The 13,872-nt window shown below is 35.8% G+C and carries 14 protein-coding genes; 3 read left to right on the top strand and 11 right to left on the bottom strand.

The window, feature by feature from the left end:
• Positions 1 to 167: 167 nt before the first annotated feature.
• The 3 genes from mprF to CD31_RS03060 form a co-directional block, all read right to left on the bottom strand.
• The gene (gene mprF / locus CD31_RS03050; protein WP_036075717.1) at positions 168 to 2,693 is read right to left on the bottom strand and encodes a bifunctional lysylphosphatidylglycerol flippase/synthetase MprF; all 2,526 of its coding nucleotides are present in this window, start codon (positions 2,691 to 2,693) and stop codon (positions 168 to 170) included.
• A gap of 428 nt (positions 2,694 to 3,121) precedes the next feature.
• Positions 3,122 to 3,829, bottom strand: coding sequence for a response regulator (locus tag CD31_RS03055; protein WP_036075718.1), 708 nt, complete (start codon positions 3,827 to 3,829; stop codon positions 3,122 to 3,124).
• Positions 3,830 to 5,431 (bottom strand): ATP-binding protein, encoded by a 1,602-nt coding sequence (locus tag CD31_RS03060; protein WP_036075720.1) that lies wholly within the window; start codon positions 5,429 to 5,431, stop codon positions 3,830 to 3,832.
• A 396-nt stretch (positions 5,432 to 5,827) separates the two neighbouring features.
• On the opposite strand from CD31_RS03060, the gene CD31_RS03065 reads away from it, so the two are divergent.
• The 3 genes from CD31_RS03065 to CD31_RS03075 all read left to right on the top strand — a co-directional run bounded on the left by CD31_RS03065 (position 5,828) and on the right by CD31_RS03075 (position 8,132).
• Positions 5,828 to 7,090 (top strand): dicarboxylate/amino acid:cation symporter, encoded by a 1,263-nt coding sequence (locus CD31_RS03065; protein ID WP_036075722.1) that lies wholly within the window; start codon positions 5,828 to 5,830, stop codon positions 7,088 to 7,090.
• Between the two features lie 180 nt (positions 7,091 to 7,270).
• On the top strand, positions 7,271 to 7,474 hold the full coding sequence (locus CD31_RS03070) for a hypothetical protein (protein ID WP_016992859.1): 204 nt from the start codon (positions 7,271 to 7,273) through the stop codon (positions 7,472 to 7,474).
• 115 nt (positions 7,475 to 7,589) lie between these two features.
• Entirely contained in the window at positions 7,590 to 8,132 is a 543-nt protein-coding gene (locus CD31_RS03075) for a GNAT family N-acetyltransferase (RefSeq protein WP_036075725.1), read from the top strand.
• Positions 8,133 to 8,168: 36 nt separating this feature from the next.
• Here the strand turns inward: CD31_RS03075 and CD31_RS03080 are convergent, their stop codons facing one another.
• From CD31_RS03080 to CD31_RS03110, 8 genes are all read right to left on the bottom strand, one after another.
• Positions 8,169 to 9,149 carry a S66 family peptidase gene (locus tag CD31_RS03080; RefSeq protein WP_036075727.1) on the bottom strand — a complete coding sequence of 327 codons (981 nt, stop codon included), beginning with the start codon at positions 9,147 to 9,149 and terminating at the stop codon, positions 8,169 to 8,171.
• Positions 9,146 to 9,661, bottom strand: a complete 516-nt coding sequence (locus CD31_RS03085) for a GNAT family N-acetyltransferase (RefSeq protein WP_036075728.1) — start codon at positions 9,659 to 9,661, stop codon at positions 9,146 to 9,148. The genes CD31_RS03080 and CD31_RS03085 overlap by 4 nt, the downstream gene beginning before the upstream one ends.
• Complete coding sequence (locus CD31_RS23470; protein WP_164835445.1) at positions 9,627 to 9,779, bottom strand: hypothetical protein; 153 nt, start codon at positions 9,777 to 9,779, stop codon at positions 9,627 to 9,629. The genes CD31_RS03085 and CD31_RS23470 overlap by 35 nt, the downstream gene beginning before the upstream one ends.
• A 16-nt stretch (positions 9,780 to 9,795) precedes the next feature.
• Positions 9,796 to 10,899 (bottom strand): GNAT family N-acetyltransferase, encoded by a 1,104-nt coding sequence (locus CD31_RS03090; protein ID WP_036075730.1) that lies wholly within the window; start codon positions 10,897 to 10,899, stop codon positions 9,796 to 9,798.
• Between the two features lie 130 nt (positions 10,900 to 11,029).
• Positions 11,030 to 11,509, bottom strand: a complete 480-nt coding sequence (locus CD31_RS03095; protein WP_036075732.1) for a hypothetical protein — start codon at positions 11,507 to 11,509, stop codon at positions 11,030 to 11,032.
• 6 nt (positions 11,510 to 11,515) lie between these two features.
• A complete protein-coding gene (locus CD31_RS03100) occupies positions 11,516 to 12,178 on the bottom strand; it encodes a potassium channel family protein (protein WP_004224679.1) in 663 nt (220 codons plus the stop codon).
• Between the two features lie 141 nt (positions 12,179 to 12,319).
• Entirely contained in the window at positions 12,320 to 12,775 is a 456-nt protein-coding gene (locus CD31_RS03105) for a TlpA family protein disulfide reductase (RefSeq protein ID WP_004224678.1), read from the bottom strand.
• Between the two features lie 148 nt (positions 12,776 to 12,923).
• Positions 12,924 to 13,466 (bottom strand): peroxiredoxin, encoded by a 543-nt coding sequence (locus tag CD31_RS03110; RefSeq protein WP_036075735.1) that lies wholly within the window; start codon positions 13,464 to 13,466, stop codon positions 12,924 to 12,926.
• Positions 13,467 to 13,872: the final 406 nt, after the last annotated feature.

Raw genomic sequence — 13,872 nt, forward strand, 5'->3', positions numbered from 1 at the left:
AAAGACTGTAGGCAAACTCAAAATTTCATTGAGTTTGTCTACAGTCTGAAAGCCCTACTTTATGTAGGGCTTTTTCGTCTTTATTCATGTCTTAAGAATAATTTCTTGTGCATTCACATCTTGCTTCATGCAGCACCTGGATTATCATTATTTAAAAGTTTAAATACTTACTTTTTCCTCTTTTGCCCGATTAACAACGTAATTTGTGCCATTGTGAACGGTAATGAGGATTTCTTCCGATACGCTACATACTTTGGTACCCAAAAATCCGCATATTTTAGCTTAAAGTTTTTTAATCCTTTAAAATGATAGAAATGCTGCCCATGTAGAAAGATTTGTGCAGCTATTTTTTCACTTAAAAAGGAATATCTAGACTGTCCGACATTGGATAAAGGCGACATCCCCATGTTAAAGACACGATAGCCTTCCGATTTTGCCCATTCAAATAATGATAGGAAAATGAAATCCATTGTTCCAGATGGCGAACCAGGCTTAAACCTCATAAGATCCACAGAAACTCTTTCGCCTCGATCATACATCGGCATAATACTAGCAAAGCCAAACGTTCCTTGTGCGCCACGTAAAATGGCAATATTTGAAGTGCTTAAATAATGTTCATCAAAAAAACCGAGCGAAAAACCTTTCTCTGCTCTTCCCTGCAACCATTTTGTTGATACCTCTTTCAATTCCTTCATGACTTCCTTAGAATAAGGAGGACTCAGTATTTCTACTATATAATTTTCTCGTTCAAACTTATTTTTTATCGCTCGACTTCCCTTCATTTCTTTACCTGTGAGGGTAAATTTCTCTAGATCTACAAATGCCTCCTCACCAAGCTTAAAGAAACTATATCCATACTCATGTAATGCAGAGAAAATTTTATTGTTTATCTCATAAAAGACAGGTGTATAACCATGCCGATCTGCCAATTCTAAAAATTCTTGGATAGCAGATAAAAAATCAGATTCATTTCCAACTGGATCTCCAAGAACAATAATCTTATCTGCATAAATTTGATAAGAGAATAAAACAGTTCCTTTTTCATTCCAATGTACAAATTTATCATGCAAAAAAATCAGATGTGAATACTCCGTTCCCTTATAGGTCATCAAATGATTTTTAATAGCTTCCTCATGCTCAATAGATAAAAGATTTACCATTTTCTTAGGTGTACGTATAAAATAACCTATATAAAAAATAACAATGGCGATAAGAATACCGATGACAGCACTATAAAAGAGGTCGTGATAATCGGTTATAATATAGTCCTGTAGGGCACTAGGAAAATGAATTTTGGCAGAGGGTAAATTGACATAACCAATCATCACATACATAGCTGTAATAACTGTTACTATCGCAAGGTCAAGTATGACAATTCCCCATGTCAAAACATAACTTTCTCGATAAAACTGCTTTTTGGATACCATTAATAACACTGTGACAATTACTAAAAAAATAGCTTCCTCATAATCAAGACCTTTAAAAATAGAAAATATCGCCGAACTACTTAACACTACTATTGCGAGCTGATATGCCCTTTTTACTTTATATTTTATCCCCCTACATAACCCTAAGAGGATAAAGCCCGCCGCTACCGTCATTTGGTGTGAGACATTCATTATTGGTGAGGATAAAAATTCCTGAGCAATTTTTAGACGACTTAGCACCCCTGGCATTGCTGCAGATAGCAATAAAATAATGCCAGAAATAAACACCAATATTGTTAATAGCAAATGGCTTAGTTTTTGAAAAATAATATTAGGTAAGTCATCCCAAGATTGATTCCACCGCATCCAATATTCTTTAATAAATAAGAATGCGGAAACCAAAAATGGTAGAACAAAATAGCCAATACGGTACAAAATTAATAGAAACAACACTTTTTCATCAGCAATTCCTATACTTTGTGTTCCCCACAAAAAAACGAGATCAAAGGAGCCAACTCCGCCAGGTATCATACTGACTATTCCTGCACTAGAAGCAATTAAAAATATAGGAATTAATGCGGATAATTCTATTGGAATCTTCAAAATAAACGTTAAAGCCCAAATTACGAAAAATACAGCAAGCCACTCAGCTATTGAAGTGGCCATCAATTGAAGTGATATTTTTGGTTTTAAAGAACTTTCCTTTTTATATCGAATCATATACATCGCCCAAAAAGCTGGTACATATAGGCTGACAAGAACAACTGCAATCGATAACCACCGTTCTTCTTTTAGCAATGGGAAATCCCAAAAGAATATATACATAATCCACGTTAACAAAGAAATCCCTGTTAAATAGAACAGGGTGACCGAAGCAATACTTCTGATCATGCCTTCCTTATCTTCTTTATATTTGGAATAAAAGTAATCACGTAAGAATATACCAACTAACCCTCCAAAGCCAATAAGGTTTGAAAAGGTATTTACAATAAATGAATGATTGAGCAAATTACGTCTATTGATGTTGATGCCTAATATATTTGCTAAAATAACATCGTAAAAAATCATTGGTGTAATTGCGAAAAAAGTGATTAGAAAAATCAATAAAAGCTCCCATAGCTGAAGCTCATTCACTTCTTTTCGTAGTAAATGAACATCTATCCCACTCACTGATTGTTGGATTTCATAAATAGCTACCACCAAAAGTAATATTGGAAATAGAATCTTCAAAAATTTCAATAGTGTCTCTTTTCGGACGTTAAACATATGCCTAACCTACTTCCTATGAGCTATATTAGAACTTCTATTACCTAAATCATTTTTTTAGGTAACGGACTATTTCCATATTGTAACGTATTCTTTGCTATATGTATTGTCAAAGTAAAGTACTCCTATTCATACTATTCACAAACAACCGAACAATTTTGCTTATCTGCCTACTCCTACTAATCGCCTTAAAAAAGACATTTTCATTTCCCCTATACAGTAGAGAAATAAAAATGTCCATATTCAATAAAGTTAACAATTTTACAAGCATATCTGGATTTGAAAACTCATCCCTACTCCTTACTATTCGAATTTACATGCTACCTTATATGTATGGGGAGATCGGGCTTCTTGCTCTCCTTTATAATAGAGCTTTTAGAACGCCTCCTAAATTGGCTCTATCTTGTATCAGTACATATAACTAATCATTAAATATAATAGCGATGAATAGGACGTCCTACGTTTCCATATTGTATATCTACTTTTAATAGCTTCTGCTTTTCTAAAAAGTCTAGATAGCGTCTAGCTGTTACACGTGCTGTACCTATATAAGTTGATACCTCTTCTGCTGATACTGCCTCACCACTTTTTTTTATATATGCAAGTACCTTATCTAAGGTAGCTCGATTAAACCCTTTTGGGAGTTCTTCTATAAGAATGGCGTCCATTCCTGTTGTTTCTACTACAATTTGTTCAGGAAGACGCTGTTGCATTAAATGATCGACATCATGCTGAGTTAAATCTTGCATACCGCTTATTTTTCTTCTATAGCTTTGATAATTTTTTAAAGTCTGCTCAATCCGCTCAAACGTAAAAGGTTTCATAATATAATCATAGACACCTAAGTGTAAAATTCGCTGCACAGTGGGCATATCATTCGCAGCTGTTACAGCAATAACATCAACAGGAAGATGCTCTTCTCGGATTTTCCCTAACGTAATAATGCCATCTTGCTCTGGCATAAAAATGTCCATAAAGACAAGCTCTGGGGTTAATTGTTTAATTTTTTGAATTCCCTCAATTCCATTGCTAGCATAGCCAACTAATGAAAAACCTTTGATTTGTTCAATAAATTGTCTGTTCACTTCTCGTACCATTGGATCATCTTCTATTAATAAGACATTTATTACATCCATCTATACTTCTCCTAACTCAAATAAAATTAAGAAACTTGTTCCTTTCATAAATTCACTTATGACTTCAATATCTCCATTGCCTTTTCTTACAATTTCATAGACTAAATGCAAGCCAATGCCCCGATTTTCACTAGCCTTTGATGAAAATCCATTTTCAAACATACGATCCTGCACCTCTTTGGTCATGCCAATCCCATTATCGGTAACTGCAATCGCTAAGACGCCATCATGCTCGTCTACAGAGATGGCTACATATTTATCTTCCTTCGAAAGGACATTTAAAGCCTCAAAAGCATTTTCGATTAAATTGCCAAACAACACAACAAAATCATGATGATCTAATAGAGGTGGAAATCGTTTAAAATGACTTTTCCGATCAATCTCAACCTCGATACCCAGTTCTTTTCCATAGCTTACTTTACTTAATAACAAACCTGAAATATTTTCATTATGAAAGCGTTCATTTAGAAACTTCGTCAATGAGGCTTCATTTTCAGTAGTGACAGTAACATATTCAAGTGCTTGCTTTGTATGTCCCAATTGCAGTAGTCCTGCAATCGTATGAATCTTATTTTTATGCTCATGGGTTTGCACACGCAATGCTTGAACAAAGGCCTTTACACCTGTTACTTCCTCCGCAAGCTTTTTCACAGCTGTTAAATCTTTAAACATAGCCACTGCACCAACTAGCTCTCCATTCACAATAATAGGTACACGATTACTTAAGATACTATGATGATTAATGTAAAGCTCCTGATCATAAACAGGTGTTGCTGTTTCAACAATTTCAGGCAGACGGGTATCAGGCAAAACATCATAAATCTTTTGTCCAATACAGTCCTCTATTTTCCTAGTAACGCCTAAAATATCGGCCGCTTTTTCATTAAAAATGGTGATATTCATTTCCTTATCAACCGCTATTATTCCCTCATGCATGGCATTAAAGGTTTCTGTTCTTTCCACATACATTTTTGCAATTTCATGAGGTTCAAGCCCAAACATTTGTTTTTTTATATGTCGTCCAAGTGTATATGCACCGAAAATACTGAAAATCAGTGATATAACAATAGTTATCATAATTTCTCGCTCATAGCTTTGAAGCATTTCTAGCAGTGTGGGTAATGAATAGCCAACTACTACAATGCCCACTTGTTCCCTTTTATCATTAATAATTGGCACGAAAGCCCGTATCATAACACCCGATTCTCCACGTGCCTTTGATACATAATAATGTTCACTAAATGCGGCGTTTAAATCCTGCGACTCACTGCGTTTTCCTATTTCCTTACTTACTGGGTGTGATAGTTTAATACGTTCCATATTCATTACAACAATATACTCGGCCTTATGAATCACCCTAATGCCATCTACAATTTTATTAATATTTTTTGCAGATTCTTTTATATTGTCATTTTCCAAATGTACACTAAGCTCTGGTACATTGGATACAGTTCTTGCCACAAGCATTGCCCGCTGTCCAAAATCTTTTTCCTGTTCAGATAATAGGTTACCGAGTAAAAAAATACCACCTAGTAAAAAGGAGAGTGCAATGATTAAAAATGTCACTAACAGTATTTTGCCGTTCACAGGCATTTTCATCATTAAAAAATTCCTTCCTTTCAAATTTGCATTCCCATAATCAGTGGCACACTTATTTAGTTTTAAGATTATCTGCAAAAAAATCTTTTGACAACACCTTTAGTCTAGATAAGTAGCAGAAAATATTGAATTTAATGAACAATATTATAAATTGATAATTTAAAAAGAACTTAATTATCACTCTATGTTTTTGTATTATAACAATAATTAATTAACTATAGCGTACCATAACAGGGATAGTTGTCGATATTACTATATTTATATGTAATTGTAAGTAAATGTACTTAATGAACGATATGTTTCTTATTTTCTAAATCTCTTTTTTCAAGAAATATTCGCTATGATACTTTTTAGTGAAAGCGATATCAAAGAGAAAATTTAGAAAAGAGGTAGCAAAAAATGAAGTTACTGAAAAATTTGACTGTTCAGGTTATAGCGGCTATCATACTTGGGATTATTGTCGGAGCCATTTTCCCCGAGTTCGGTGCCAGCTTAAAAATCTTAGCAGATCTATTCATTAAATTAATTAAAATGTTAATTGCCCCTATTATTTTCCTAACAGTCGTTATTGGAATCGGCAGTATGGGAGATATGAAAAAGGTCGGGAAAATCGGAGGTAAGGCATTACTTTACTTCGAAATAGTTTCCACAATTGCATTAGCAATCGGAATTGCTGTTGCTTTAATCGTAAGTCCTGGTACAGGCTTGGATACATCAGGTGCATCTGATGCTGATATTTCGAAATATACAACTGCTGCAGCTGAATCTGAGCAGGGCTTAGGTGCCTTCATTTCTAGTATTATTCCAGAGAATGTAGTTGGTGCATTGGCAACTGGTCAATTATTACCCGTCCTATTCTCTGCTGTTTTATTTGGCTTAGCAGCTGCCTCAATCGGAGCACCTGCAAAACCAGTTATCACATTCTTTGAGCAAGTAGCAGAGATCTTCTTCAAGATTGTCAGTATGGTCATGAAAATATCACCAATCGGAGCCTTTGGTGCAATGGCCTATACAATTGGGAATTTTGGTTTAAAATCTTTAGGTAATTTAGGTCTATTAATGGCTGCCGTATATATTACAATGTTTTTATTTGTTGTCTTTATTTTAGGTGCCATTGCAAAGTTCTTTGGATTTAGCATCTTTAAATTTATCGCTTATATTAAAGATGAAATTTTCTTAGTAATTGGGACTTCCTCTTCTGAATCAGCTCTGCCATCTATGATGCGAAAGCTTGAGAATTATGGCTGCTCGAAGCAGGTTGTAGGTTTAGTCGTTCCTACTGGGTACTCCTTCAATCTAGATGGGACTTCCATCTACCTGTCCATGGCTGCATTGTTTATCGCACAAGCATATGGAATGGAACTAACTTGGATTCAAATCATTACACTGCTCGGAATTTTAATGATTACTTCTAAAGGTGCAGCAGGTGTAACAGGCTCAGGATTTATTACATTAGCAGCAACTTTGGCGGCATTCCCAATGATACCAGTGGAAGGAATAGCGCTGTTAATCGGGGTAGATCGCTTTATGTCTGAGGCTCGTGCTGTAACAAATTTAATTGGTAATGGTGTAGCTTGTGTGGTCGTTTCAAAATCTGAAAAAGAGTTTGATATAGCTATGGAAGAACGTGCACTTCAAGGAAAGACCACTATTTCTTCCTAAGAAAAATGGTAGAAATGATAGCCATCTCTGTTTCACTACACTCTTTATCATTCTAGTAAAAGCTATGAACTTATGGATTGACGCTGACAACCAACAAACAATCAGCTTACACTATCACCCAAAATAAAATGTTTACACTCTAGTAAAAAAGTGAAAGTTAATAGTAAGAGGTGATAGTGAATGAATGATAAAAAACAGGCGAAAACACGTAATACGAATAACCCTGATGTATTGGATACAGATAAAGAAAGTATTTTTGATAAACACGAGGACATGAAAACCGTTGATCCAATACCTGTCGAAGAATTGAATGAAAAAGTGAAAGATGAACAACATAAATCCAAAACTAAGGATTCCTCAGCAACAGATAAGCGCTATCGATAATGTGAAGGTAGAATTTTTAATTATAGTGCTGCAAAAATGGATAAATATAAAAAGTCGACCTAATTCATTATTATGGGTCGACTTTTTTGATACTATTTGTTAAAGGGGGTAAATCATGAGTAAAATACCAATTATGAAAACGGAAAGGTTACTATTGAGACCTATTACACACGAGGATTTAAAAGCAATGTATGACTACTCTTCCCGTGAAAATGTGGCGCGTTATGTTACATGGCAAGCACACACGAGCTTAGAGGATACAAAGGCTTTTATGGCATTAATTTTTAATGGTTATCAGCAAGGCAATTTGATGCTATGGGGTATTGAATATGCAGGCACAATTATTGGAACGATTGATTTTGTCACGATTAATGATACCCATAAATACGCGGAAATTGGCTATGTGCTTTCTGAGGATTTTTGGAATAAGGGATTCACAACTGAAGCAACAAAAAAACTCATTGAATTCGGTTTTAATGAATTAGATTTAGTACGTATCCAAGCACGATGCTTTGAAGAAAACATTGGCTCCCAAAAGGTTATGGAGAAGTCAGGTATGCAGTTTGAAGGTTTATTACGGAAAAGTATGCTTGTTAAGGGACAATACCAAAATGTAAAAATGTACGCTATAACTGATGATGATTATCGAAACCTCTAGCAAATAGAGCCTTGCTACGTTTGCAAGGCTTTATCATTACAACCATCTCTCTATACAGTATATCTTTTTAGCTGTGGCATCTAGCTTTACTCGTTTGCCTATCGCTATCGGATGCATAGGGTGTGTATGACAAATATCCACCTCTGCTAATATAGGAATCTCTATTCCATCCAACTGTTCAAGTAGAATATCATATGGCTGTCGACCCGTTCCTAAATCATTATAGCATTCATGTTTCCCCAAAATGATTCCACTAACTTTGTTAAAGACACCATGCAATTTTAGCATTGCAAAATTCTTTTCAACAACAGCAGCATTTTTTAAGCAGTCCTCCACTAATAAAATATCACCTTCCACAATTTCAGGGAAATACGGCGTACCAATAAATCCATACATGGCATTGACATTCCCACCAATTAATCTCCCTTCCGCAACCCCTCCCTGAATCGCTAACCATTCATTCTTCTTGAGTTTCTTATCCACTGTCTTCTCAAGCCAATTAACAGGCTCATCCGACCAATAAGGAGGCATTGGAATTTCGTATGGTATTGCTTGCGGCTTAAAGAAATAATGCTCAAAAAATTTGAAGGTATCATTTACTAATGGTTCAAACTCGCCAAAGGAAGGTATGAGGGCCGGACCATAAAAAGTTGATATTCCCGTTTTTGCATAAAGTGCCAACAGTACGGCCGTTGCATCCGAATAACCTACGACCAATTTTGGATGTCGACGAAAAGCCTCATAATCAATATAAGGTAACATGCTATTAGCATTGGTGCCCCCGATGGTAGACATAATCATATCCACATTCGGATTGCGTAGTAACTCATTCAATTCTTCGGCTCTTTCCTTTGGTGAACCTGAACGATAATAATCGGATTTACCAGTTAGAGAACCTGTCACGATTTGAAAATTTTTATTCTCGAGAAATGCTTTAGCACGTTCATATCGTTCCAAAGCCGTCACGGTTGCTGGGGAGGACGGCGAATAGATGCCGATGTTTATTTTTGAAGTCATATGTTAAGTACTTTCCCAATCAATAGTTTTGACATGTAGTATTCATTAATATATTGTCCATCTACATACAGCGAAGCCCGCTTCGTTCCCTCGATATCAAAGCCCATTTTCTTATACAAAGCAACCCCAGCCTCATTATTTTCCATAACGGTTAATTCTAGTCGATGTACACCATTCTCCATTGCCCAATTTTCTACGTGTTGAAATAAAGCCGTTCCAATTTTTCTCCCTCTATAGTCACTATGTATGCCTATGACAAGATAAGCACGGTGAGCAATTCTTTTCAGCTCATTGCCCTGTACAATTAAGTACCCCACAATCCGCTCATCCGTTTCAGCTACGAACAAAGCTGAGTGGTGACTATTCTGTAGCTTGTCTATATACTCCCCAAATGGTTTAGGTGTTAAATTGCGCTCACCTGGTCCAAATAACATAAAATTAGATGCCTCTGCATTTGTCATAACAGCTATCATTTGTTCACTGTCCTGTCGGGTTGCTTCTCGTATGATCATGTTTAGCACGCTCTCTTTCTAAAATATAGATACCTGAAACCTCAATTCTTTTGTATTTATATGGACATTGCCACCAAAGTATCTCATCACCCAGTGTTAGTTTTGCTGGAATTCTCATACTTTCTTCGTCCCTTCTAATAGGTTTGAATTTTAGCTACTAACTTTTCATTCCTAAAATGAAGTGTCTCAGTATCTATGAGTGTGTAAGCTTGTAATGTGGGATGATTTTCTATCCAGCGATCAAATGCCCATCTTCTCTCTTGATCATTATAATGAGGACAATAGGTACCTGATAATAGCCCTAAGCCATTCCATTCCTCAAAATCATTCTCGGTATTTTCACTATAGCATTTTTCAAACCAACACATTGCCCCAGCACTGATACCAGCTAATAGAACCCCTTTTTGATAAGCTTCCTTTAACAATTCATGAAAACCATATTCTCGCCACTTTTCAAGAAGATAACCTGTATTTCCCCCGCCCACATAGATAATATGCTGTGCTAGTACTTTTTCTCGAATATTATTATCAAGCATATCCTTTAGCAGAATATGTGTTGCTTCACAATGATGAAAAGCTGCATAAAACTTCTCGATATACCCTTGTGCATCATTACTTGCGGTGGGAATAAAACAAATTTTAACTCGTTCATTTGTCTGAGCTTGTTGTAAAATATACTCATCGATAAATGAAGGATTCTGTTGAGAAAATCCGCCGCCTGATAGGGCAATGATTTGTCTTGTCGGTTCATTATTTTTTCTTAATTCATATACAGCTTGTTCCTGCCCAAATCTTTCTAACATCTGTACTTTCTTCATTCCTAACTTTTCGAGCAAGCGACACGATGCCTTGTTAGCTGTTTGTGTTTCCGCCACAATAGATGCTATATTCAGATAATTCAAACCCTCCTCAATTACCTGTGTAAGCACTTCAAAAGCTAGCCCCCTCCCCCAAAACTGAGGTAAAAATTGATAGGAAAGCTCATATAACTCCTTATCATGGTATTCATCGATTGAGACAAGACCGATAAATTCACCTGTCTCCTTTAAAGTGATAGATAAATATGTATTAGGAAATGGCGCTTCTAGCATGCCTTTAAAAGATGCTTCTATATAGCTGTTTGATGGAACACCACCGAGGTAAGTTCGAACCTGTTTATTAGAGTAGAGTTTATGTATATCTGTAAAATGTTCTAGTTGTAATTGTTCGATTACACAATTAGTTGACATGATTTTCATTACATCTAGCCCCCTTCGTTATGTCAAAGTTTAATCTAACTCTCTCGTTAAAATCAAATATTTTTTCCATTTTTTTCTTACAGATATAAAAAAGTAGTGACCAGCATGAATTGCTGTATCACTACCTGCATTATTGCCCGTATTGTTCAAGTAACCGTTGCGTATTGGTTGATTGTTCAAGTACCTTTTTCTCCTTTGCCCAATAGACCAAATATTGTGCATCATCCAAACGAAAAACCATTTGCTGCAACTCTTCATCAAGTTCAGAACTAATAGCCACTTTTAATATTTCCACCTTATAAAGAGGCTTATCCTTCATTTTATAAACGATATGATATGCTGGCTTTTCTTCAAAAATAGTTCTTTCCTTTTTGGAAAGCTTCCTTACATGACTTAATGGATATTTCTCAATAAAGTCTTGTGCTTCATCGCCTGTAGCACGAAATAGAGATCGATCTCCTTGAAATAATTCAATGTCATCAATTTCTGTAGCATGATCTAGAACAAGAGAGATTGCCTCATCTTCACTTTTTTCTCTGTTTTGCATAATAAAAGCACCAATTAGTAAAATACCAGCAAATATAACAAGTCTCCATCTGCGTTTCGTCATCTGCTCTTACCCGTTCAATGCCTTTTTAACAAAACGATTTATATCAACATCAGCGCCTATAACAAGCATAATATCTCCTAATAAAATCTTGTCACTTGCCTGTGGAGATACAATGATATCAGCCCCACGCTTTATTCCCACAATGTTAATGCCATATTTAGCGCGAATATCCAAATCCATAATGGAATATCCAGCAATCGCATCATTGGCCTTTAATTCCATAATTGAATGTTCATCTGATAGCTCTAAATAATCTAGAACAGTATTCGATAACATATTATTAGCAATACGAATACCCATATCCCGCTCAGGATGGACGACAAAATCTGCGCCAATTTTACGTAAAACCTTTTCATGGTAATCGTTCTGAGCCTTTACTGTTATTTGCTCAACACCAATTTCCTTTAAAATAATGGTTGTTAATATACTTGCCTGAATATCTTCCCCAATTGCTACAATTACGTGCTCAAAATTACGAATACCTAATGAATTCAATACCGATTCGTCGGTTGAATCTGCAATAACAGCTTGTGTAGCAATGGAAGCAAACTCATCTACACGCTCTGAAGAATGGTCAATCGCCATTACCTGTGCGCCCTGACTCATTAATTCACGAACAATACTCCCTCCAAAACGTCCAAGCCCTATGACTGCAAACTCTTTTTTCATCATAAAAATCCCTCCGAAAACTACTATACCACCATTGTAGCGTATTCTTTGCAATATGTATTGTCAAAACAAGAGCCCATTCGTCAATGTTGGACAGCAAAAAAGACGAGGATCTATATCCCCGCCTTCTAAATATCGTTATTATTCAGCGTTTCGCATCTCATCTAGCACACGGTTTACACGCTTTTCTAGCATTTTCATACCACTACCACCAGCTTGCATATGACGCAGCTGACCATCTTTATCGAACACAAAATATGCTGGCACATATTGGTTTTCAAAAGCATCCGTTAGCTTCATTTCACTGTCTACAAAGATTGGTTGCACAATATCATGCTCTGCTGCTACTGCTTTAATTGTATCTAAATCAGTATCTGCCTCAGAACGTGGCATATGTACTGCTACAACGTTTAATTCATCTTTATATTGATCGCGGAAATTGTTTACGTCTGGCATTGCCTCTTTACATAAGTGGCAGCTTACTGACCAGAAGTGGATTAATGTTGGTTTTTTGCCTACTAATTCTGCTTTTGTTACTTCACCATTTAACCAAGTCGTAGCGCCAACTAATTCAGGCATTTGTTCACGAAGTTTCATAAAAATCCTCCTCTAATAGATTGTTTGTCTTCAATATTTAGATAACGGTCTAAAAACTCTTTCCAATAATAAAAGTTCAGTTAAAAGTCCCCACAAGCTTGTCGTGGGGACTTTTAATTTGTTGCATAATGCCTGGACTCTATTTAAATTATAGAGTTGCTTGGCCTGGACGCCAGTTAGCTGGGCAAAGACCACCAGTTTGTAGTGCTTGAAGTACACGTAGTGTTTCATCAACATCACGGCCGATGTTGTTATCAAATACTGTTTGGTATTTTAATTCGCCTTCTGGGTTGATGATGAATAAACCACGTAATGCGATACCTTCTTCTTCAATTAATACGCCATATTCTTTAGATACTTGATGGTTTGTATCAGCAGCTAATGGGTATTTTAATTCACCAAGACCATTTTGCGTACGGTCTGTGTTAATCCATGCTAAGTGTGTATGGATTGTGTCAGTAGAAACACCGATTACTTCTGCATCTAAGTCTTCGAACTCGTCATAACGATCGCTCATTGCAGTGATTTCAGTTGGACATACAAATGTAAAGTCCATTGGATAGAAGAAAAGAACTGTCCATTTATCTTGTGCTTTAATATCTGCTAATGATACTTTACCAAACGATTTGTCTGAAAGTACTGCTTCCATTGTAAAGTCAGGTGCTTGTTTACCTACCATGCGTTCTGCCATAATAAATCCCTCCGAATAAATATGTAGTTTATATATTCCATTCGCACTAGCGAACTCGTCTTCTACGATAGCAGAGTAACCGCAGTTTTTCAAACAAGTAAACTCCGCCCGTTCGGATGATTGAAATGGATTGACAAAAATTCGTCAAATCCATCACTGGAATTATCACTAATGTCTATCTATTAGCTATTTTTAACAAAAATATTCTACACTATACAAATTTTTTCTCACTTTCATTTATACCTCATTTTTTAACTTTTTATAGCTATTTTTTTCACGAAAAACGATTGCAAATTTTTTATTATTATGTATAATTGTAATGGTTTTAGTAAACTAAAAGTTTCGTTAAAGTAAACTTCATATTTCAAAAGTTTATCATTGCTAAACTTCTCTTAGGAGGGAAAAG

The organism is Lysinibacillus boronitolerans JCM 21713 = 10a = NBRC 103108 (assembly GCF_000772935.1).
Classification (GTDB): Bacteria; Bacillota; Bacilli; order Bacillales_A; family Planococcaceae; genus Lysinibacillus; species Lysinibacillus boronitolerans.

Coding starts and splice junctions, on each gene's coding strand:
- CD31_RS03085 (WP_036075728.1), bottom strand. CDS start 9,661: ATGATCATACGAGAAGCAACCCGACAGGACAGTGAACAAATGATAGCT.
- CD31_RS03075 (WP_036075725.1), top strand. CDS start 7,590: ATGAGTAAAATACCAATTATGAAAACGGAAAGGTTACTATTGAGACCT.
- CD31_RS03090 (WP_036075730.1), bottom strand. CDS start 10,899: ATGAAAATCATGTCAACTAATTGTGTAATCGAACAATTACAACTAGAA.
- CD31_RS03105 (WP_004224678.1), bottom strand. CDS start 12,775: ATGAAACTTCGTGAACAAATGCCTGAATTAGTTGGCGCTACGACTTGG.
- CD31_RS03100 (WP_004224679.1), bottom strand. CDS start 12,178: ATGAAAAAAGAGTTTGCAGTCATAGGGCTTGGACGTTTTGGAGGGAGT.
- CD31_RS03060 (WP_036075720.1), bottom strand. CDS start 5,431: ATGATGAAAATGCCTGTGAACGGCAAAATACTGTTAGTGACATTTTTA.
- CD31_RS23470 (WP_164835445.1), bottom strand. CDS start 9,779: ATGAGAATTCCAGCAAAACTAACACTGGGTGATGAGATACTTTGGTGG.
- CD31_RS03055 (WP_036075718.1), bottom strand. CDS start 3,829: ATGGATGTAATAAATGTCTTATTAATAGAAGATGATCCAATGGTACGA.
- CD31_RS03080 (WP_036075727.1), bottom strand. CDS start 9,149: ATGACTTCAAAAATAAACATCGGCATCTATTCGCCGTCCTCCCCAGCA.
- CD31_RS03070 (WP_016992859.1), top strand. CDS start 7,271: ATGAATGATAAAAAACAGGCGAAAACACGTAATACGAATAACCCTGAT.
- CD31_RS03095 (WP_036075732.1), bottom strand. CDS start 11,509: ATGACGAAACGCAGATGGAGACTTGTTATATTTGCTGGTATTTTACTA.
- CD31_RS03110 (WP_036075735.1), bottom strand. CDS start 13,466: ATGGCAGAACGCATGGTAGGTAAACAAGCACCTGACTTTACAATGGAA.
- mprF (WP_036075717.1), bottom strand. CDS start 2,693: ATGTTTAACGTCCGAAAAGAGACACTATTGAAATTTTTGAAGATTCTA.
- CD31_RS03065 (WP_036075722.1), top strand. CDS start 5,828: ATGAAGTTACTGAAAAATTTGACTGTTCAGGTTATAGCGGCTATCATA.